Annotated in this window: 18 protein-coding genes and 1 tRNA gene; 8 read left to right on the top strand and 11 right to left on the bottom strand. The window is 35.7% G+C overall.

Annotated elements, in window-relative coordinates:
* Nucleotides 1-32: 32 nt before the first annotated feature.
* The 3 genes from RHO14_08590 to proA all read left to right on the top strand — a co-directional run bounded on the left by RHO14_08590 (nt 33) and on the right by proA (nt 3,780).
* Entirely contained in the window at nt 33-1,304 is a 1,272-nt protein-coding gene (locus RHO14_08590; GenBank protein ID WVD70411.1) for an alpha/beta hydrolase, read from the top strand.
* Nucleotides 1,305-1,330: 26 nt separating this feature from the next.
* Nucleotides 1,331-2,431 (top strand): glutamate 5-kinase, encoded by a 1,101-nt coding sequence (gene proB, locus RHO14_08585; GenBank protein ID WVD70410.1) that lies wholly within the window; start codon nt 1,331-1,333, stop codon nt 2,429-2,431.
* 95 nt (nt 2,432-2,526) lie between these two features.
* A complete protein-coding gene (gene proA / locus RHO14_08580) occupies nt 2,527-3,780 on the top strand; it encodes a glutamate-5-semialdehyde dehydrogenase (GenBank protein ID WVD70409.1) in 1,254 nt (417 codons plus the stop codon).
* A gap of 40 nt (nt 3,781-3,820) precedes the next feature.
* On the opposite strand, the gene yegQ is transcribed toward proA, so the two are convergent.
* Nucleotides 3,821-5,197 carry a tRNA 5-hydroxyuridine modification protein YegQ gene (gene yegQ / locus RHO14_08575; GenBank protein ID WVD70408.1) on the bottom strand — a complete coding sequence of 459 codons (1,377 nt, stop codon included), beginning with the start codon at nt 5,195-5,197 and terminating at the stop codon, nt 3,821-3,823.
* A 312-nt stretch (nt 5,198-5,509) separates the two neighbouring features.
* Between yegQ and RHO14_08570 the strand changes: the two genes are divergently transcribed.
* On the top strand, nt 5,510-5,881 hold the full coding sequence (locus RHO14_08570) for a rhodanese-like domain-containing protein (protein ID WVD70407.1): 372 nt from the start codon (nt 5,510-5,512) through the stop codon (nt 5,879-5,881).
* A gap of 134 nt (nt 5,882-6,015) precedes the next feature.
* Here RHO14_08570 and RHO14_08565 read toward each other — a convergent pair whose 3' ends face one another.
* From RHO14_08565 to RHO14_08550, 4 genes are all read right to left on the bottom strand, one after another.
* Complete coding sequence (locus RHO14_08565) at nt 6,016-6,531, bottom strand: hypothetical protein (protein ID WVD70406.1); 516 nt, start codon at nt 6,529-6,531, stop codon at nt 6,016-6,018.
* Between the two features lie 363 nt (nt 6,532-6,894).
* Nucleotides 6,895-6,968: transfer RNA gene (locus RHO14_08560), tRNA-Cys, on the bottom strand.
* 168 nt (nt 6,969-7,136) lie between these two features.
* Nucleotides 7,137-7,784, bottom strand: a complete 648-nt coding sequence (locus RHO14_08555; protein ID WVD70405.1) for a DUF421 domain-containing protein — start codon at nt 7,782-7,784, stop codon at nt 7,137-7,139.
* 507 nt (nt 7,785-8,291) lie between these two features.
* Nucleotides 8,292-10,124, bottom strand: coding sequence for an ABC transporter ATP-binding protein (locus tag RHO14_08550; protein WVD70404.1), 1,833 nt, complete (start codon nt 10,122-10,124; stop codon nt 8,292-8,294).
* Between the two features lie 324 nt (nt 10,125-10,448).
* Between RHO14_08550 and RHO14_08545 the strand changes: the two genes are divergently transcribed.
* From RHO14_08545 to RHO14_08530, 4 genes are all read left to right on the top strand, one after another.
* Nucleotides 10,449-11,630, top strand: a complete 1,182-nt coding sequence (locus tag RHO14_08545) for an efflux RND transporter periplasmic adaptor subunit (protein WVD70403.1) — start codon at nt 10,449-10,451, stop codon at nt 11,628-11,630.
* Between the two features lie 8 nt (nt 11,631-11,638).
* Nucleotides 11,639-13,180, top strand: a complete 1,542-nt coding sequence (locus tag RHO14_08540) for a DHA2 family efflux MFS transporter permease subunit (GenBank protein WVD70402.1) — start codon at nt 11,639-11,641, stop codon at nt 13,178-13,180.
* A gap of 222 nt (nt 13,181-13,402) precedes the next feature.
* Entirely contained in the window at nt 13,403-14,263 is an 861-nt protein-coding gene (locus RHO14_08535) for an AraC family transcriptional regulator (GenBank protein WVD70401.1), read from the top strand.
* A gap of 41 nt (nt 14,264-14,304) precedes the next feature.
* Nucleotides 14,305-15,123: a carbon-nitrogen hydrolase family protein gene (locus tag RHO14_08530; GenBank protein ID WVD70400.1), complete on the top strand. Its 819-nt coding sequence runs from the start codon at nt 14,305-14,307 to the stop codon at nt 15,121-15,123.
* 5 nt (nt 15,124-15,128) lie between these two features.
* On the opposite strand, the gene phoU is transcribed toward RHO14_08530, so the two are convergent.
* The 6 genes from phoU to RHO14_08500 all read right to left on the bottom strand — a co-directional run bounded on the left by phoU (nt 15,129) and on the right by RHO14_08500 (nt 20,749).
* Complete coding sequence (phoU, locus tag RHO14_08525) at nt 15,129-15,833, bottom strand: phosphate signaling complex protein PhoU (protein WVD70399.1); 705 nt, start codon at nt 15,831-15,833, stop codon at nt 15,129-15,131.
* Between the two features lie 81 nt (nt 15,834-15,914).
* Nucleotides 15,915-16,682, bottom strand: coding sequence for a phosphate ABC transporter ATP-binding protein PstB (gene pstB / locus RHO14_08520; protein ID WVD70398.1), 768 nt, complete (start codon nt 16,680-16,682; stop codon nt 15,915-15,917).
* 30 nt (nt 16,683-16,712) lie between these two features.
* Nucleotides 16,713-17,579, bottom strand: coding sequence for a phosphate ABC transporter permease PstA (pstA, locus tag RHO14_08515; GenBank protein WVD70397.1), 867 nt, complete (start codon nt 17,577-17,579; stop codon nt 16,713-16,715).
* Nucleotides 17,579-18,535, bottom strand: coding sequence for a phosphate ABC transporter permease PstC (pstC, locus tag RHO14_08510; GenBank protein WVD70396.1), 957 nt, complete (start codon nt 18,533-18,535; stop codon nt 17,579-17,581). Before pstC ends, pstA begins: the two co-directional genes overlap by 1 nt.
* Before the next feature lie 34 nt (nt 18,536-18,569).
* Nucleotides 18,570-19,604, bottom strand: coding sequence for a phosphate ABC transporter substrate-binding protein PstS (gene pstS / locus RHO14_08505; GenBank protein ID WVD70395.1), 1,035 nt, complete (start codon nt 19,602-19,604; stop codon nt 18,570-18,572).
* Between the two features lie 185 nt (nt 19,605-19,789).
* Nucleotides 19,790-20,749 carry an aminoimidazole riboside kinase gene (locus RHO14_08500; protein ID WVD70394.1) on the bottom strand — a complete coding sequence of 320 codons (960 nt, stop codon included), beginning with the start codon at nt 20,747-20,749 and terminating at the stop codon, nt 19,790-19,792.
* Between the last annotated feature and the right edge of the window lie 179 nt (nt 20,750-20,928).

Here is a 20,928-nt window from a genome sequence, read left to right as displayed (position 1 = left end):
CATTATCTTTATTGATTTTGAGTATGACAATTATGGCTGCGAATAAGAATTTATCGGAACAATTATTTAATCCTAAGTTTGATTATCCTGAAACGTCATCTCTTGTTCAACGTAATGATTCGTTTGCCTATCAAATAGGCTCGGTTCTTGATGGTGAGAATCGTGATAATTGGTATCGTATCATTAATCGTTTAGCTTGGCACTGGCGTGGATTACCTTTACTTGATGTTGAAGAAGTGTTATCACGTATTGCAGTATCGACGCGTAAACATAGTTATGATAAATGGTTAGATACCGTTATTGGTTATCAAGCAGGTAATTGGATTTATGAATTTTTGGCCAAGGCCGTAATATGGCAAAAAAAAGCTGAAAACTATCATGAAGATGATGAGGCAGTACAGTTAAAATTTCGCTGTCACCAAGCATGGTTGACGGCGAGTTTGTTTGCGAGCTTAGCGAGTTATCCTCATTATCGTAATGATGATCTTGCTATTCAAGCTCAAATGTTTGCTAATCGCTATTATCGGGAAGCGATGAATCATAGTGAATATCAAATTAAAGATCTTGAGTTTATTGTTGATAATAAACCCGTAAAGGCTATTTTGCATACGCCATTAAAAATTGATGAGACACCAAAGGCTTTTCCTGTGGTATTTTTATGTGCAGGCTTAAGTAATTTGCAAATAGAATTTTATAATTATTTTTCACAATATCTAGCGCCCCATGGGGTTGGCTTATTAACTGTTGATACGCCATCATTGGGTTATAGTCGTCAATTTAATCTTTCACAAAATACCAGTATTATTCACCAATCAATACTTGAGCAGATTAAAACGGTGCCGTTAATTGATTATGATAATATTATTTTATTAGGTCATCGGTTTGGTGCAAATATTGCGACAAGGCTTGCTTATTTAATGCCAAATAAAATTAAAGGTATTATTAACGTCGCACCTATCTTGCATCAATTATTTGTTGATCGTCAAATGCAGACAAGTTTACCACCAATCTATCGTGATATTATTGCGAGTCGTTTAGGTGTTAATGGTATTTCAGATCAGCAGTTGATGGCTGAATTAAAATTCTTTTCATTAAAAGAGCAGGGCTTACTTGCAAGGCCATGTTCAGTGCCCGTGCTAAATATTCATTACGAGGGTGATGTAATGAGTTCACTTAACGAGATAAAGCTACTCACGTCAAGTAAGAAAGTCTCATTAGTTCAACTTAAATCGCTTTCTTTAAAAGAGAGCTTAAAACAATCATCAGCTCAGTCAGCTAAATGGATTGAAGCATTAATTAAATAATTATTTTAAAATTAAATGGTTGAAAAATGAAGCTACAGACTATTGTAATAAAACTTGGCACTAGCGTTTTAACGGGTGGGTCAAAAAAATTAGACCGCTCTAAAATTGTAGAACTAGTCAGACAGTGCCATCAATTACATCAACAAGGGCATAAAATTGTTGTAGTTACGTCAGGCGCAATTGCCGCAGGGCGCGAATGCCTTAATTACCCAGAACTTCCTAAAACGATTGCTTCAAAACAATTATTAGCATCGGTAGGACAAGGTAAGCTGATTCAATTATGGGAACAGTTATTTTCTATCTATAATATTTTTATAGGGCAGATGCTATTAACTCGCGCTGATTTAGAAGATCGTGAGCGCTTTCTTAATGCGCAAGATGCATTAAAAGCGATGCTTGATAATCAAATTATTCCGGTCATTAACGAAAACGATGCGGTCGCAACAACTGAAATTAAAGTCGGTGATAATGATAATTTATCAGCACTAGCTGCAATTCTTGCGCAAGCTGATAAATTAATTTTATTAACTGATCAAGAAGGGTTGTTTACCGCCGATCCAAGAATAGATCCTGATGCTAAATTAATTGCTGAGATTGAAACTATTGATACCGCATTAAGAGCAATCGCGGGTGATAGTGTTTCAGGGCTTGGCACTGGTGGTATGGGAACAAAATTGCAGGCGGCTGAAATAGCGGGTATAGCTGGTATTGAAGTGATTATCGCGGCAGGCAGTCGAGCTAATGTTATTATTGATATTGCAAATAATATTCCTGTGGGGAGCCGCTTTCTTGCTAAAAAAACGCCGCTTGAGCATCGTAAGCACTGGTTATTTGGTGCTCCAGCCGCTGGCATGATTGTACTTGATGATGGGGCTGTAGATGCCATTTTACATCAAGGCCGCTCTATTTTACCCAAAGGTATTATTAATGTCGTGAGTAATTTTTCACGCGGTGAAGCAATTGATATTTGTAATAAAGCGGGGCAAAGTATCGCTCGAGGAGTATCGCGGTATAATAGCGATGCTTTAAGACAAATAGCGGGTCATCACTCACAAGATATTAGTCAGTTAATTGGCTATGAATATGGCCCCGTTGCGGTTCATCGTGATGATATGATTGTTAAATAAATATGGAAAGTAAACTCAAAATAATAAAGAATGAATATAGGGTTTAAGCTGTACTAAATATTCAATAATTAATGGGCTTAAATATAGGAGTAGTTATGTTAATCGAAATGGGTGAATCAGCAAGGCAAGCTGCATTTCAATTATCCCAGTGCTCTACCTCAAAAAAAAATGCTGCATTAAATTGTATCGCTGATTTGTTAGAGCAAAAAACAGAATCGATTTTAGCGGCTAATGATCTTGATATACAAGCAGCCAAAGATAATGCGGTTAGTGACGCAATTTTAGATAGGTTGTTACTAACTAAAGAACGATTAATTGGGATCGCAAATGACGTTAGAAAAGTCGCTACATTGAATGATCCTGTTGGTGAGATAATTGATGGCAGTACATTAGATAGTGGCTTAAAATTACAACGACGCAGAGTGCCATTGGGCGTCATTGGCGTAATTTATGAAGCAAGGCCAAATGTTACGATTGATATTGCATCACTATGCTTAAAAACGGGTAATGCTGTTATTTTACGAGGTGGTAAAGAAACAGTTTATACTAACAAAGTTATGATTGATGTTATTCAACAAGCACTTGAACACGTTAAACTGCCCGCTTGCGCTGTGCAGTCGATTAATAATTCTGATCGTAAGTATATTAATGAATTACTTAAGCTTGATAAGTATGTAGATATGATTATTCCGCGTGGTGGCGCTGCGCTGCATAAGCTATGCCGTGAACAATCAACGATCCCTGTCATCACTGGTGGCATTGGCGTTTGCCATCTTTTTATTGATGAAAGTATGGATTTTGATAAGGCATTACCCATTATTATTAATGCCAAAACCCAGCGACCAAGCACATGTAATACACTAGAAACACTGCTTATTCATGCAAGTATTGCTAAGCAATTTTTACCTAAATTAAGTCAAGTGATGGCTGATAATAGGGTCGTTTTACATGCCGACTCAGCTTCGCTCGCGATGCTAAAAGGAACCCCGGCTAGTGTTTTACCTGTTACAGATGATGAGCTACGACAAGAATGGTTATCAAAAGATCTTAATGTGGTAATTGTTGATTCATTAACATCGGCTGTTAAGCATATTCGTGAATATGGTAGCGCTCATTCCGATGGAATTTTAACGCGAAGTTTAGTAAATGCTGAAAAATTTGTTAACTTAGTCGATTCTGCCGCTGTATATGTTAATGCTTCAACACGGTTTACCGATGGCGGACAATTTGGACTAGGCGCTGAAGTTGCTGTTAGCACGCAAAAACTGCATGCAAGGGGCCCGATGGGGCTTGAGTCGTTAACCACTTATAAATGGATTGGTTACGGTGATGATTTAATTCGTGATTAATTTTTATATCAAAAAAAAGGCGACTAAGGTCGCCTTTTTGCTATTTGCTTAATGGATTATCGGTTGTTGCGCCATCAGGAAAATTACGCATCAATAAGGCAAATTCAAGAGAGATATCCTCAGATATTGGTAAATAAACAATGTGCCCATCACCAAGGCCTGATGTTACGTCTTGACCTTTCTTATTTTGCATACTTTCAATGACAAAATTAATATTACCATTAGGTGTCATCAATTCAACACTATCACCTACTGAAAAGCGATTTTTTACAATAACTTCAGCAAGGCCATTTAAACGTTTACCGCTAAATTCACCAACAAATTGTTGTCGCTCCGAAACAGAATGGCTATGAATATAGTTTTGCATATCTTCATGATTATGACGACGCAAAAAGCCTTCGGTATAACCACGATTAGCCAGTGATTCAAGCTCAATGAGTAAGCTTGGGTCAAATGGTTTACCTTCAGCTGCCGCATCAATTGCGCGGCGATACACTTGAGCGGTACGAGCGCAGTAGTAGAACGATTTTGTGCGACCTTCGATTTTGAGCGAATGCACGCCAATTTTAGTTAAGTCTTCAACAAGTTCAATTGCTCTAAGATCTTTTGAATTCATGATGTAAGTGCCATGTTCATCTTCAAAAGCTTGCATGTATTCACCTGGTCGACCTGATTCTTCGAGCATAAAGACTTGATCAGTGCGACTTGCTAATCCTTCAATAGGTTTTATTTCAGTGATGGAGATTGGCTGATGCTTATGGACAATTTGACCTGTTTCGTCTTCTTTACCTTCGGTAATGTTATATTTCCAGCGGCAAGCATTAGTGCAAGTCCCTTGGTTTGGATCGCGCTTATTAATGTAACCGGATAATAAACAGCGGCCAGAATAAGCCATACAAAGTGCTCCATGAATAAACACTTCTAGTTCCATTTCAGGTACTTTTTCCCTTATCTCACTAATTTCATCTAATGATAACTCTCTTGATAAAACAACGCGGGTTAAGCCCATTTGATGCCAAAATTTTACCGTTGCCCAGTTTACTGCATTCGATTGTACCGAAAGATGAATTTCCATTTCAGGGAAATTTTCTCGCACTAACATTATTAAACCTGGATCAGACATAATAAATGCATCAGGTTTCATTTCGACAACGGGTTTTAAATCGCGAATAAATGTTTTAAGTTTGGAATTATGTGGCGCGATATTCACGACAACGTAAAATTTCTTACCTTGTGCATGGGCTTCATTTATACCGATAGCTAAATTTTCGTGATTAAATTCGTTATTACGTACACGTAAGCTATAACGGGGTTGGCCTGCATAAACGGCGTCAGCACCATAAGCAAACGCATAGCGCATATTTTTAAGTGAGCCAGCAGGGGATAACAGCTCAGGTTTTAGATATTGAGATTTCATTTTATAAAATGCCTCTGATTTCAGGTCAGTGAATTGACGTTTAATTTATCAAGTCAACTCGTTTTTAGCATATTGTTTAATTACAATTTACTGTATAAATTTTAGGAAATTTTGACTATTTGTAACTAGCCGTAAAACCGAGGCATTATTACCGCCTTTTTGTTTTACTTCAAGTTGTTTTTTAACAAAAATGGATGTTATGCTAGCTACGATTAATTAATCGTTATTTTATTGTTGTAAGGTGTTATTATAGTGAAAAACAACATAATGATAAATTGTAAATTACTGGTTATTTAAATAAGGATTATAGCAATGCAACATAACCCATCTTTTGAAAAACTGTGTGAAAGTGCTCGGGAAAATGTTAAAGAGATCGATATAGTACAAGTTAATCATTTAATGCAAAACAATCAAATGCCCTTGTTTATCGATGTACGAGAAGATAGTGAATGGCAAAATGATCATTTACCGCATGCAAAGCATATTGGACGGGGAATTATTGAACGAGATATTGAAACGCTAGTACCTGATAAAAATACCACCATAATTTTATATTGTGGTGGCGGTTATCGCTCTATACTTGCAGCTGAAAGCCTACAAAAGATGGGCTATAAAAATGTTATCTCAATGGCTGGTGGATATCGTGGATGGAAAGAACACGGTTACTCTTTAGTAAAAGATTAATCTTAATAAAAAAATTTGTTTCGATGAATTTTAATCTGATTGAGCAATTATATTTTTTGTCTGTTAGTACGTTATGCTTTTTATATGAAAAGAGCATAACGTTGATTAATCACTGTAAAACAGCATGAAATGAGTTAGTTATAGCTTTTATTTAAACTATCCAACTCTTGCCCCACCTTTTTTTGTATCTCAATGGATTGTTTTTGCAGTAATGCTATTTCATTTTTATCTTCTGATGTGAGCTCAGTTTTTGAAGATATTTCTTGAAGTTTTAAGGCTAGATTATTTCCGTCAATGATACCTGTTCGAACTTTCTCAACTTCTTGGCTTTTGATGTTCATTGCAGCCAATGAGCTATTGGTTGTTTCGAGTAATTTTTTAGATTTTGCTATGACTGATTTTATTGATTCTTTATCATGATTTTGCATTGCTTGCGATAGGGAATTGCGTATGGTTATCGCTTCATTATTGGAATTGTTTATAATCGTATTAATTAACTTTAAATCAGTACGAATATCTGCCTCATTTTGTAATGAAAGCGAGTTAACACTGCTGGTTAACTTGCTAGATGTATTTGTGTGATTATCTGCATTATCACACCCAACTATGAATAAACATAGTAACAACAGCGGAATAGATTTTTTTTGCATCAGTATTTCCCTCATAATTGATTAAATTCTATCGAATAGCCTTTGTTATCGCAATCTGCATTCTTTCTAATGCTTTAGTTAAAATGAAAATATTTCAACATTAGCTAAAAGCATTATGTTGGATAATAAATGATCCGTTAATGGATAAAAGAATAAATAAGATAACACAAACAGCGTAATTATAACTGAAATTTTTCTTTTTTTAGTAATTAAGTCATTTAGATTAAATTTTAGCAGTAATGTGGGGTGGCTTTTTGATTGAAATGATATGATAACGGGGTGAAAAGTTAACAAAATAATATAAGTTTATAAATTTTTAGTTTATTTCTTGAAGAATTGAATTGATTATATTGAAAATTTTAATGGAGGCGCGTCCCGGAATCGAACCGAGGTCCGCGGATTTGCAATCCGCTGCATAACCACTCTGCCAACGCGCCAAATAAGCGACGCTAATTATGGCGTTATTTTATAATTATGACAAGAAAATTTTTCAAATTTATATTTTATTGAATAAATATTCACCTTTTAAGTGATAAAAAGGGCGGCTAGCTTAAATTTAATACGAATTCAAGCTATGTCATAATTATAAAATAATCATTATTGTATTAACTTTCTTTCTCTTTTTGATAAGAATATATCCAGAGCTTATTTTCATGCCATTCTGCCAAAAAAATGTCGTCTAGCTTAGAGTGCTGTTTAGCAATTTCACTTTTTAACCATTGCTCGGTAAAGTTTAATGACTCTAAGTTTTCAGTATTAATGTTACTATTCTCAATTAGCGCAATAGCCATCTCTTGCTCACCTTTTTTGACCACCGTCAGTTGCCCATTATATTCATACCAAACATTTTCAATGTCATTTAAATTGGTGTAACCGCGCTGATGTAAAAGCATAATAAAATCACGGATGGAAATTTTGGCAGAAGCAAAATTTTCGGATAAAATTTTTCCGTCTTCTATTAATCGAATTGGGCGACCATCGACCAGATTTTTTGCTTCACTACGTTTAAATGTTACGTAGCGAACGAGCAATAATAAACCCGCCCATGCACCAGCTGCACTAACTAATAAATAGACGGTAATTGAAGGATTGTAAAGAGGCCCCCCAATGATGGCACCCAAGACGATATTACCCACTTGATCCAGTGCTGAAATTGGTGCTAAAGAACCTTTACCGGATAAATGAATATAGATAATAAGAATGATGAAGGCTGCTGCCATTTTGATAAAAATGTTGATATAAATAGAGTCCATCAGATCATACCCCTTATAGGCCATAAGTAAGATTACATTATGATTATGCTATTTAAATTTCAATAAAAATTAAATTAATCAATTAATTAATTTCAGACTAAGCATAATTCTATCTTTAATTATTAGCAACCATTAAAGATAAATTTTTAAGATCTAAGCGATATAAATATAGGCGTAATTTAGATTTAAGTACATAATTAATTTTATTTTTTAATGTGTTCAATAGGTTATGATATCAGGCTTTTAGGTGGATTTCTATTTAGTCTAGAACAACTCGGTTAGCGATATTGTAAATAGGTATCATAATAGTATTTATCGATTCTATTTACTAAAATATCATAAGGTTATAAAGTTTTCACAAAATATAAAGAGAGGTCCCGTCCTAAAAAAAACTGATCATATGGACGGGATAAGGCATGTAAACGTTGTCGTTGTTATGCGGTAAAAAAATATGCTTTGGCACTATACATAAAGCATATTTAATTAACAATTTTCGTTTAAATCAATTTACTCATCACCCAAAAAACCACCACTTTGGTGCTTCCATAGCTGAGCGTATAAACCATTTTTTGCTAATAACGCTTGATGCGATCCTTGCTCAATAATTTTACCTTTATCTAATACAATCAAGCGATCCATTGCCGCAATAGTGGATAAACGGTGCGCGATCGCAATAACCGTTTTACCTTGCATTAATTTATATAGGCTATCTTGTATTGCAACTTCAACTTCAGAATCAAGTGCACTTGTTGCTTCATCTAATAGTAAAATAGGTGCATTTTTTATCATTACACGCGCAATGGCGATGCGTTGCCGCTGTCCACCAGATAATTTAATTCCCCGTTCACCAACAAAGGCATCATAACCACTACGACCTTTAGCATCTTTGAGCGATAAAATAAACGGCTCTGCTTCAGCTTGTTTAGCCGCATTACGCATTTGTTCTTCTGTTGCGGTTGGTTTACCATAAAGTAGGTTTTCTCGAACAGAGCGATGCAGTAATGAGGTATCTTGTGTGACCATACCAATTTGAGCTCGTAAGCTATCTTGAGTGACACCGGCAATATCTTGATCATCAATTAGAATTTGGCCACTTTTGATATCATACATACGTAATAGCAAGTTGATGAGTGTCGATTTACCCGCGCCAGATCGGCCAACTAAGCCAATTTTTTCGCCAGGATTGATGGTAAGCTGCATATTTTCAATAATCGAGTTATCTTGATGATTATCATAATTAAAGATAACATTATTGAAAGTTATTTTACCTTGCTTTACGCTTAATTCTGTCGCATTTGGTTTATCTTGCACAGCTTGAACTGCTGAAAATGTATTAATACCATCTTGTACTACCCCCATATTTTCAAATAGAGCGGTCATTTCCCACATAATCCAATGAGATAAGCCATTTAGCCTTAATGACATTGCCGTTGCAGCCGCGATGGCGCCAAGCCCTACCAGAGAATTTGTCCATAATAATAATGCGATCCCAGCGGTGCTTAATATTAAGCCTATATTGAGTAGATGATTGATTATTTCAAAACTACTGACTAATCTCATCTGCTTATTAACCGTTGTTAAAAATCCATCCATTGACTCTTTTGCATAGCTTGCTTCATTACCCGCATGTGAAAATAATTTTACCGTCATGATATTAGTATAAGCATCGGTAATTCTTCCTGTCATCAGTGAACGGGCATCGGCTTGCTGCCGTGCAACTTTGCCAAGTCTTGGTACAAAATAAATTAAAGCGATAATATAACAAGTTAACCACGCTGCAAATGGTAATAAGAACCAAAGGTCAAATCCCGATAAAACCGCTGACATTGTTATAAAATAGATCACTGCAAAAACAAGAATGTCAGCCAGTAAAAAGCAAGTATCACGTACCGCTAATGAGGTTTGCATTACTTTAGCCGCAACGCGACCGGCAAATTCATCTTGAAAAAAACGCATACTTTGGTTTAACACTAAGCGATGTAAGTTCCAGCGTAAGCGCATTGGAAAATTACCTGCAAGTGCTTGATGCTTAATGATGGTTTGTCCCGCCACTAACAACGTGCTGGCTAAAATAATTGCGGCTAAAATAAATAGCGTTTTCCCTTCTTTTTGCCAAAGCTCATTAGGGGCAATAACCGTTAGCCAATCGACCATTTTACCCATCATTGCAAATAAGAATGCTTCAAAAGCACCGGTTGTTGCGGTGAATAAAATCAGCAAAAAGATGAATAGTCGAGACCCCTTAGTTGCTTGCCACATAAATGAAAATAAACCTTTTTGGGCAATTTCTGGCGTCGAGTCTGGGTAAGGATTAATTAATTTTTCTATAAATTTATACATCAATATCTATCCAATATGATTACTTCAATATTCTTATATGTAGGTAAACTAGCACAGTTTCAACCATTTGACTGATATAATTTACTACAACTGCGTCAAATAAATATTATAAACAAAAAGTGATAAGCAATAATTATCGATATTTTTTTTATTTATAAAAATTTAATTTTAAACGTTATTTACGGAATTTAAGATATTTTAAGTTTTACAATGAAAGTTAGCTGGTTTATTCAAGCTAGGGTGATTTATTTCTTTAAACTGTCTAATCATATTCACCAGAGAATTTATTAATTTAATGAGTGTTAATTATCATTAGGTATTTAAATGGAAAACGTTATAGAACAAGATTTCAATTTACAAAAAAACAAAAAATCAGCGCGGGTAAAAAAAATAATAATTCTTGCGCTTATTTTTATTATCATAGGCTTAAGTTATGTAATTTATTGGTATACCTTTTCTCGCTTTAGACAATCTACTGATAATGCATATGTTATGGGAAATCAGGTTGCAATCCATGCACAAATTGGTGGTGGGGTATCATCTATTTATGTTGATGATAATGATTTTATACAGAAAAAAGACGTTATTGTTACACTCGAGTCTATTGATGCTGAGAATGATTTTGGTTATGCAAAAAATGTTTTAGCAAAAGTTATTAGAGAAGTACAACAAATCAAACTGACAAATGAAAAATTATCGGCAAGCATTGAGTTAAAAAAAGTAAAGTTAGAAAAATCACAAAAAGATTTAGATAGACGGGAAGCACTTTGGTTACGAAAATCGATCTCACAAGAAGACATTGATCATGCTAGGCAAGATGTACAAATTGCACTTAATGATTTAGAAATCGTTACACAAGAGTTAGCGATTAACCATGCACTGTTAATGCAAACACCATTGTTGGCACATCCAAGTATTCAACAAGCGATTTTTAAATTACGAGAAGCATGGTTAAATTTAAAACGGACAAAAATTATTGCGCCAGTAACGGGATATATTTCTAGACGCAGTGTTCAAATTGGCGAACAAATAACAAAAGGCGAACGATTAATGATAATAGTGCCTCTTGATCAAGTTTGGGTTGAAGCTAATTTTAAAGAAGTTCAGTTAAAAGATATCCGTATTGGTCAAAAAGTCACATTAACTAGCGATTATTACGGTGATAATATTATTTTTAATGGCAAGATTGCAGGCATTGCGATGGGTACAGGCAGCGCATTTTCATTGTTACCAGCACAAAATGCGACAGGTAACTGGATCAAAGTAATTCAACGCTTACCGGTCCGTATCGAGTTAGATAAAGAACAAATTCGCGTTAATCCATTACGCATTGGCTTATCTATGACTGTCAATGTCGATACTCGCGATCATAGCGGCAAATTATTAACCGATATTCCTGCTCGAAAGATTAAATATCAGACAGATGTGTTTGATTATGATGATGATGAATTTGAACAATTAATTCAGCAAATTGTGCAAACTAATCTCAAATCAACCCCAAAATGAGGTATTAAATGCCATCATTCCCTTTTTCTGGAATTAAATTAACGGCGTTTATTTTTGCTTTAGCAACGATAGCTTTTTTGCAAATTTTAGATTTAACGATAGCTAACATTGCACTTTCAACTATCGCTGGAAACCTTGGTGAATCTACATCACAAGGCACTTGGGTTATTACGTCATTTGGCGTAGCTAATGCAATATCGATTCCTTTAACTGGCTGGTTAGCAAAGCGATTTGGTGAGGTAAAGCTATTTTTAGTTTCAATTCTATTATTTATTTTTAGCTCTTGGCTATGTGGTATTTCTAATAGTCTTGAAATGTTAATTTTTTCGCGAATATTACAAGGCGCGGTTTCTGGCCCCATTATTCCTCTTTCTCAGAGTTTATTATTAGCTAACTCGCCAGATTCTAAAAAAAACATGTCGCTAGCAATATGGTCAATGACCATTATTATTGCCCCTGTTTGTGGTCCTATTTTAGGCGGATGGATCAGTGATAATTTCTACTGGGGTTGGATTTTTTTATTAAATATCCCGATTGGTATTGTCGTATGGTTGAGTGCAAGAATATTATTAAAAGGGCGGGAAAGCGAAACTAACAAGCTTCCTATTGATACGGTTGGGCTCGCTTTATTAATCGTTGGTATTGGCTGTTTACAATTGATGTTAGATAGAGGTAAAGAGCTAGACTGGTTTAATTCTTCAGAAATTATATTTCTTACTGTAATAGCATTAGTTTGTATCTCATTTTTAATTTTATGGGAAACGACATCAAGTTATCCTATCGTGGATCTTTCTCTATTTAAATCACGAAATTTTACGGTTGGTACTATTTGCATTAGCCTTGCATTTTTACTTCATATTGGTACGTTAGTTATTTTGCCGCAATTATTACAACTGGTTTTTGGCTATAGTGCAACTTGGGCAGGACTTGCACTTGCGCCAATCGGCCTTATTCCAATCATATTAGCCCCCATTATCGGTCGTTTTGCTTCTCAGCTCGATATGCGAAAATTGGTCACATTGAGTTTTATTATTTTTGCTTTATGTTTCTTTTGGCGAGCTTATACATTTGAACCCAACATGAATTTTGCAAGCACCGCTTGGCCTCAGCTTATACAAGGGTTAGCTATTGCTTGTTTTATTATGCCTTTAAATATTATTATTTTATCTGATATTCCTACTAATAAGTTAGCTGCAGCAGGGAGTTTATTTAATTTTTTTAGGACGTTAGCAACTTCAATCGGCACTTCTGTAACAAATTCATTATGGGAACGAAGAGAAGTGATTCATCATAATCACTTAACTGATTTTATGAGCACGAACGTACAAACCGTTGAAACAACTTATCAGCAATTTAAAATACAGGGATTTTCAGTTACACAAACGTCAGCAGTATTAGCAGAAAAAATCACACAACAAGGGCTAATCATATCGTCAAATGAAATTTTCTGGTTATATGGTGTTATTTTTATCGTTCTTATTGTGATACTTTGGTTTGCAAAATCAACCATAAAACCTAAAAAAGCACTTTACCCCAAAAAGCTAATTTAAATTAATAGATAAGTGATTACTCTATTTTTTTACGAGTTCTCAAATATTCTCGCATTGCACTTTATTAACTTTAGACATTAATTATGTTATCTTTTTAGCTTGGTTAATAAGTGGTTTTTCGTTGTGAAATGCGTTAACCGATGAATAGCTTTTAAATAAATAAGTTGTAAAAATAAATAATAATTCAGTCTTTATTTAGCTAAAAAATCAGAGCGAAGAATTATGACAAATACTATTATAAGAAATAATTCGTTAATTAAATTATATAAACAAGAGTTATCGACATTATATTTTTTATCAAATATCACAACTGATTGGCATAGCCATCCTAGTATCCAGTTATGTATATCATTGCATGATGTGCCTTTAGAATTGGAGATAATTGGTAAAAAACATAAGGCGTTTGGCTTTATCATTCAGTCAAACGTTTCTCATAAACTCAATACAACAGGAATATGTTGTATGAATTTTTTAGTTAATCCAGAATCGCCTTTTTATCATTTATTATCTCATTTCACAGAAAATAGCACTATTCATTGTCTTAATAATCACGAGGCACTTAAACTTGCTAATTACTTTATTAAATCGATTGTAACGCAGCAATCTTTGGATATTTACCATATTTGTGGTTTATTAGGTGGATTAGATGCAAATTGTGTATGCCGTCAAGATAACCGCATAATTAAAGCTGCAGCTATCATTTCATCATTACACATAAAACAGATTTCCTCACGAGAAATTGCAGCTAAAATACATCTTTCAGAAAGTCGTTTTCTGCATTTATTTCGATCTAAATTAGGTGTTAATTTTCGAGGTTATCTTTTATGGCAAAGGTTACAAGATGTTCTTGATACAATCGATTCGCAATTCACATTAACAACATTAGCCAACGACATGGGATTTTCTGATTCTGCGCATTTTAGTCGAACATGTTTATCTTGTTATGGACTAAGGCCTTCTGAGCTTAAACGGGCACTCATTGATAACGATGAAATGGTATGTAATACTCCGAATAGAAAAGGTTATTGCCTTCACCGTATATTTAAAACGCTGTATTCTCAAAATAGCAAGTTAACGATATAAACTTATTGTATATTATTTTTTAACTCACCAAGGAACAGATTATGACCAATTCGGTGACGATTGCAGCTATTCAAATGGTTTCGACTCAAGACTTACAGCAAAACCTTGCTAAAGCGAAGCAGCTTATTAAAAAAGCTGCATTACAGGGCGCACAATTTATTTTATTACCTGAATATTTTTGTTTAATTCATCAAGATCCAAATGCAAAACTAACTATTGCAGAGTCTTTTGGTCAAGGGCCAATTCAATCGATGTTAAGTAAGATTGCCTGTGAATATAAAATATGGCTTGCAGCTGGAACTATTCCACTTAAGAGTCATGAACCAAACAAAGTAACGAATAGTTTATTGCTTTATGCGCCAGATGGCTCAATACATACGCGTTATGATAAAGTTCATTTGTTTAGTATTCAAACACCAACAATGCAGATAAATGAAGGTGACACTATGGTTGGTGGGCATAATATTGTCACCGCAGATTTACCTTTTGGCCGTGTTGGTTTTGCGATTTGTTATGATGTACGTTTTCCGGCTTTTTTTGCAGCGATGGGTGAGTTAGATCTTATCTTAATGCCCGCCGCCTTTACTTATCCAACCGGTCAAGCGCATTGGGAATTACTACTTAGAGCAAGGGCTATCGATAATCAATGTTTTGTGTTAGCCGCAGCTCAAGGCGGCATGCATCAATCAGGTCGGCAAACTTGGGGGCATAGTATGATAATTGATCCGTGGGCATCAATTATCGACTGTTTAAATGAAGGTGAGGGCGTTGTCATTTCAACAGTCGATTTTAGTCAAGTACAAAAAATACGTCAAATTTTACCTGTGACGCGTGATCGTCATTTACTTGATTCATTATAATAAAATTATTTATTTAGGAGTGTTTCAATAACATCATCGCCAACATGTCTAAAATCTTGGCCTTTTATAAAATAAAAGATTAGTTCGCTAATATTTTGACAGCGAGAACTGATTCGTAAGATTGAGCGAGCGCAGTTTAAGGCTGTGATAATGTTTGGAATAGAGCGCGGATCTTCCATCATAAATGTCATATGTTGGCGGATCACCATTTCATAATTTTGATTAATACGTTTATCTTCTTTATAAACGCGTACCGCTTCATTAAGATCCATACGAGTAAAGGCATCTAAAACATCACGAAGCATTAAAATGACGTTATGGCCCATTGCATCAAGGCCGGTTAAAATATCTTGTTGCTCTTGAGTAAAACTTTGTTTCGCAATTTGGCAGATATCTTTAGCCGAGTCGCCAATGCGCTCTAGTTCAGTTATTGCTTTAATAATGACCATAATTAAACGTAAATCACTTGCTGTAGGTTGCCGCTTGGCGATAATTTTGACGCAAGCTTCATCAATTTCAACTTCTAATTTATTCACTTTTTGATCATTTTCAATGACTTGTTCAGCCAAGTTCACATCGTGATTAAGTAGGGTACTTATTGCATCAGTGAGTTGTTTTTCAACTAACCCCCCCATAACCATAATTTGAGTACGAATATAAGCAAGATCAGCATCAAATTGACCAGAAATATGTTTGCCTAAATAATCCATAATGTCCTCTTTATTTTACTTGAGACGATGTCACACCACATATAATAACGGTTGATTCAATCAGCATTAAAACGGATCATATCAACCGTAACGACCAGTGATATAATCTTCGGTTTGTTTCTTAGTTGGTGAGGTAAAGACATCATCAGTATTACCATATTCAACTAATTCACCTAAATACATAAATGCGGTAGAATCAGAACACCTTGCCGCCTGCTGCATATTATGTGTGACGATTAAAACGGTATACTCTGATTTAAGCTCGGTTATTAGCTCTTCAATTCGCCCTGTTGATATTGGGTCAAGTGCTGAGCACGGCTCATCAAGGAGTAGTACTTCAGGGCGAATAGCAATCCCCCTTGCAATGCAAAGGCGCTGCTGTTGACCTCCAGACAAACTATAACCGCTCTGGTGTAGTTTATCTTTTACCTCAGTCCATAATGCTGCTTTTGTTAACGCCCATTCAACCCTTTCATCCATTTCAATGCGAGATAATTTTTCAAATAATTTAATACCAAACGCGATATTATCATAGATTGACATTGGGAAAGGCGTCGGTTTTTGAAAAACCATCCCCACTTGGGCTCTTAATAGTGAAATATCTCGGTGGTCAGTTAGTATATCATTCCCGTTTAATAATATTTCACCGGTTGCATGCTGCTCTGGGTAGAGTTGATACATTTTATTAAAAGTACGTAGTAGCGTTGATTTACCGCAACCAGAAGGACCGATAAATGCAGTGACGCAATTTGCTTTAATATCAATTGAGATATCTTTTAAAGCATGAAATTTATCATAGTAAAAATTAAGATTATTTACTTGAATTTTTGTCGTTGAATTTAATGTCATAGTTAATCCAAATCATATCGATTAATGAGTTTATTTCGCTTTTCGACTAAATAGCAGCCTTGCCACAATATTTAATAAGAGCACAAATAGTGTGATGATAAGTACGCCAACCCAAGCGAGCTGTTGCCACTCGATAAATGGACTCATTGCGAACTTAAATATTGTTACTGGTAAGTTGGCAATTGGGTGCGATAAATCGGTGCTCCAAAACTGGTTTGATAAGGCTGTAAATAACAGCGGAGCTGTTTCACCTGCAATCCTTGCAACTGCCAGTAAAACGCCCGTTACAATTCCTGATAATGACGCTTTTAAGGTGATTTTAACAATCACTCGCCAGCGGGGTGTACCAAGTGCATATGCTGCTTCGCGTAGGGTGTTGGGTATTAATAACAGCATATTTTCTGTTGTTCTGACAATGATAGGGAGCTGGATCAGTGCTAATGCAATAATGCCTGCCCAACCAGAAAAATGGCCCATATATACAACAACAAGCATATAGACGAATAAACCGATAATTATTGACGGTGCTGATAGCAAAATATCATTGATAAATCGAATAATGCTGGCTAATAGCCCTTTTTTACCATATTCGGCAAGATATACGCCGGCCAAAATTCCGATAGGTGTACCAATTACGGTCGCCCATACAATCAGTAACATACTGCCCATAATGGCATTAGCAAGGCCGCCTCCATCGGTATTTGGTGGCGGGGTCATTTCGGTAAAAACATCAAGCGATAAGCCGCCTAATCCTTTCTCAAAAGTTGAGAATAAAATCCATATCAACCAAAACAATCCAAATGCCATGGTTAATAGCGATAGAGTAATTGCAATTTTATTTTTAATATTGCGCCATTTTTGTAATCGATTACGACTTGATAGATTGCCGTTTGTCATTATCGACCTTCCTTCTTATTCAATCTTGCGATAAGCAGTTTAGAGCAAGCAAGGACGATAAAGGTGATCACAAATAAAATAAGTCCAAGTTCCATTAATGCCGCCGTATGTAAACCCGGCTCGGCCTCGGCGAATTCATTTGCGATAGCTGACGTTATGCTATTCCCTGGCATAAAGAGTGATAAACTATCAAGTTGATAAGTATTACCAATAATAAACGTAACAGCCATCGTTTCGCCAAGTGCGCGGCCAAGCCCTAACATAACGCCCCCAATAACGCCGTTTTTGGTATAAGGTAATACGACGTGGCGAATGCATTCCCAAGTTGTACATCCAACGCCATAAGCGGCTTCTTTCATCAGTACTGGCGTTTGCTCAAACACATCACGCATTACTGAAGCAATGTAGGGAATGATCATGATCGATAAAATGAGTCCAGCTGCTAAAATCCCGATCCCAAAAGCAGGCCCGGTAAAAAACAAATTAAGAAAAGGAATATTGGCAAAGATATCATTCATCGGCGTTTGAAAGTAGCTTGCAAAAAGTGGCGCAAAGACAAATAAGCCCCACATACCATAAACTATGCTTGGGATCGCAGCTAATAGTTCAATTGCAATGCCTAAAGGCCTTTTAAGCCAATTAGGTGATAGTTCAGTTAAAAATAGCGCAATACCAAAACTCACAGGAACTGCAATTAATAACGCAATAATTGAGGTGACAATCGTACCATAAATCGGGACTAAGGCACCAAATTGCTCAGCTGGAACATCCCACTCTTTATGCCATAAAAAAGATAGCCCATACTCGCTAATACTTGGCCAAGCTGCAATAATTAGTGCGAGAATAATCCCACTAAGAAGTAATAACACTAAAATTCCAGCGCCCCGTACGAGAGCATCAAAAATTATATCGCCCCATTTAGAGGGGGCTTTAGTCGTTTGCTTAATTTTTATCATTGTCTATTTAATTTTATAAAGTTAATTACATCAATTAATAAATTGCTTTGCCATCAGGACCTAAAATATTCGTTGCCCATGCCGCTTTTATTTTTGCAATAACAACATCAGGTAAGGTTGCATAATCAAGGTTTATGGCTTGCTCGCTACCATTTTTATAAGCCCAATCAAAAAATTCGAGGATATTTTTACCTTTAACTACATCAACTTGAGACGTATGGACTAGAATAAACGTGGTTGATGTAATCGGCCATGCATTTTGACCTGGTTGATTAGTTAAGTCTTGTGCAAATGATTCATCCCATTTAGCTTTTTCTGCCGCAGCACTAAAGCTTGCTTCAGATGGGGAAACCACCGTTTTATCAGCCGAAAATAATTTGGTATAGGCTAAGTTATTTTGTTTAGCATAAGCATATTCGACATAACCAATCGATCCTGGCAAACGCTGAATAAAGGCAGCAACGCCATCATTACCTTTACCTCCGATGCCAACTGGCCATTTTACCGTAGTGCCAGCGCCGATACGACTTTTCCAATCCTCATTAACTTTGTTTAAATAGCTCGTAAATACAAAAGATGTACCTGAACCATCAGCACGTCTTATGACATTGATTGCTTGATTGGGTAATGTGATAGTTGGGTTAAGTTTGCTAATTGCCGCATCATTCCATTTGGTAATTTTACCTAAATAGATATCGCCAAGCGTCTGACCATCAAGCAATAAATCACCTGACTTAATACCCGGTACATTAACGGCAATGACAATACCACCAATCACTGTTGGGAACTGAAATAGGCCTTGTTCTTTTAACTGCGGTTGAGAAAGCGGGGCATCACTTGCACCAAAATCAACGGTGCCAGCGTTAATTTGTTTAATGCCGCCTGATGAGCCAATTGATTGATAATTAACTTTAACACCGGTTGCCTTATTATAGGAATCTGCCCATTTGGCATAAATAGGTGCTGGAAATGAAGCCCCCGCACCAGTAATATTAACATCGGCTTGAACTGATGTGGAAAGAAGAAATAATGACGAAATAATAGAAGAAAGCATAATTCGATTTTTCATATCTGCTCCATTGGTCTGATTGCACAATTTATTTTATGCTAACAATAATATAAAAGTTTTGTGACAGTCTTATGACAATAGAATATTAATTATTTCGTTATTTTTTTGTTGTAAACTACAATTATAGTGAAAAACAGCATAATGGATATTATGCTGTCTTGGGAGGATCAGTCTGTTTTGACTACCTAGCTAATTAATCGACTATCAAGGGTCTTATTTTCGTTAATGAATTCTTGCAAGTAACGGTTATCAGGTAACGCAGTGAGTGCGCCTTTTTTGGTTGTTGCTAATGCACCACATGCACTGGCAATTGAAATCATGGTGTCAATCATCGCAATGTTATCGGGTAAGCCATTTATTGCAATACTGCTTAATAAGCCTGCAACAAAAGCATCCCCCGCACCAGTAGTATCAATACTACTAACTTTATAAGATAAATATTGATACTGATGATTATTCCATAAAATGATACTTCCTTCGCTTCCTTTCGTTATAATTTTTAAGCTCGCTGGGTAGTTGTTTTTTAATTTATCTAATGCAATCGACCAGTCTTTGCTTTCGGTGAGCCAAAAAAGTTCTTCATCAGATAATTTTAAAATATCAGCTTGATTAACAAAATCAGTAATAATATCGCGCATTTCTTGCTTATTATCCCACATTTGTTCACGTAAATTGATATCAAAACTAATTTTCCCTGCACTCGATTTTAGTTTTTTAATTGCATGATCTAACGTTGCTCGTCCCGTTTTTCCAACTAAAGCTAGTGAGCAAAAATGCAAAATATCAGCGCCAAAAGCTGGGATTGCCTCTTGTGATAAAAATTGATCGGCTGAGGGTGAAACTAAAAAGGTAAAACTGCGTTCGCCATTCTTGGCTAAATCAACTAATACCGTACTGGTTTTGATTTTAGGATCAAATTCCAAACATTGGCAATCAACACCATAATCAGTGAATGTGTCTTTCATAAAATGGCCAAAAGGGTCATCACCGACTCGCCCAATAAATCCGGCTGGATTACCAAGCTTTGCAATGCCAACTGCGACATTAGCCGGTGCACCACCAGCACAAGCTTGATAAGTTTTATTTTCTAATGGTAACAAATCAACAACTGCATCGCCTAAACACCAAATTTTTGTATTTTGCATAGTTCAATTCTTATAGTTAGTGATAATCATCAATGATTATAGGAAAGTAAATAATAAATAACTAAATTTATTTTATGTTAGGTTGATCACAAATAGCTAATGTTAACGTTAACTTTCGTGATTAACATCACATTTTTTAAATCAAAAGATACCATTTCTATAGGTTAACGTTAACATGT

This window comes from Orbaceae bacterium lpD04 (genome assembly GCA_036251935.1).
In the GTDB taxonomy this organism is placed as follows: Bacteria; Pseudomonadota; Gammaproteobacteria; order Enterobacterales; family Orbaceae; genus Orbus; species Orbus wheelerorum.
This window is presented reverse-complemented; position numbering and strand designations above follow the sequence as displayed.

Coding starts and splice junctions, on each gene's coding strand:
- RHO14_08590 (WVD70411.1), top strand. CDS start 33: ATGGCTGCGAATAAGAATTTATCGGAACAATTATTTAATCCTAAGTTT.
- proB (WVD70410.1), top strand. CDS start 1,331: ATGAAGCTACAGACTATTGTAATAAAACTTGGCACTAGCGTTTTAACG.
- proA (WVD70409.1), top strand. CDS start 2,527: ATGTTAATCGAAATGGGTGAATCAGCAAGGCAAGCTGCATTTCAATTA.
- yegQ (WVD70408.1), bottom strand. CDS start 5,197: ATGAAATCTCAATATCTAAAACCTGAGCTGTTATCCCCTGCTGGCTCA.
- RHO14_08570 (WVD70407.1), top strand. CDS start 5,510: ATGCAACATAACCCATCTTTTGAAAAACTGTGTGAAAGTGCTCGGGAA.
- RHO14_08565 (WVD70406.1), bottom strand. CDS start 6,531: ATGCAAAAAAAATCTATTCCGCTGTTGTTACTATGTTTATTCATAGTT.
- RHO14_08555 (WVD70405.1), bottom strand. CDS start 7,784: ATGGACTCTATTTATATCAACATTTTTATCAAAATGGCAGCAGCCTTC.
- RHO14_08550 (WVD70404.1), bottom strand. CDS start 10,124: ATGTATAAATTTATAGAAAAATTAATTAATCCTTACCCAGACTCGACG.
- RHO14_08545 (WVD70403.1), top strand. CDS start 10,449: ATGGAAAACGTTATAGAACAAGATTTCAATTTACAAAAAAACAAAAAA.
- RHO14_08540 (WVD70402.1), top strand. CDS start 11,639: ATGCCATCATTCCCTTTTTCTGGAATTAAATTAACGGCGTTTATTTTT.
- RHO14_08535 (WVD70401.1), top strand. CDS start 13,403: ATGACAAATACTATTATAAGAAATAATTCGTTAATTAAATTATATAAA.
- RHO14_08530 (WVD70400.1), top strand. CDS start 14,305: ATGACCAATTCGGTGACGATTGCAGCTATTCAAATGGTTTCGACTCAA.
- phoU (WVD70399.1), bottom strand. CDS start 15,833: ATGGATTATTTAGGCAAACATATTTCTGGTCAATTTGATGCTGATCTT.
- pstB (WVD70398.1), bottom strand. CDS start 16,682: ATGACATTAAATTCAACGACAAAAATTCAAGTAAATAATCTTAATTTT.
- pstA (WVD70397.1), bottom strand. CDS start 17,579: ATGACAAACGGCAATCTATCAAGTCGTAATCGATTACAAAAATGGCGC.
- pstC (WVD70396.1), bottom strand. CDS start 18,535: ATGATAAAAATTAAGCAAACGACTAAAGCCCCCTCTAAATGGGGCGAT.
- pstS (WVD70395.1), bottom strand. CDS start 19,604: ATGAAAAATCGAATTATGCTTTCTTCTATTATTTCGTCATTATTTCTT.
- RHO14_08500 (WVD70394.1), bottom strand. CDS start 20,749: ATGCAAAATACAAAAATTTGGTGTTTAGGCGATGCAGTTGTTGATTTG.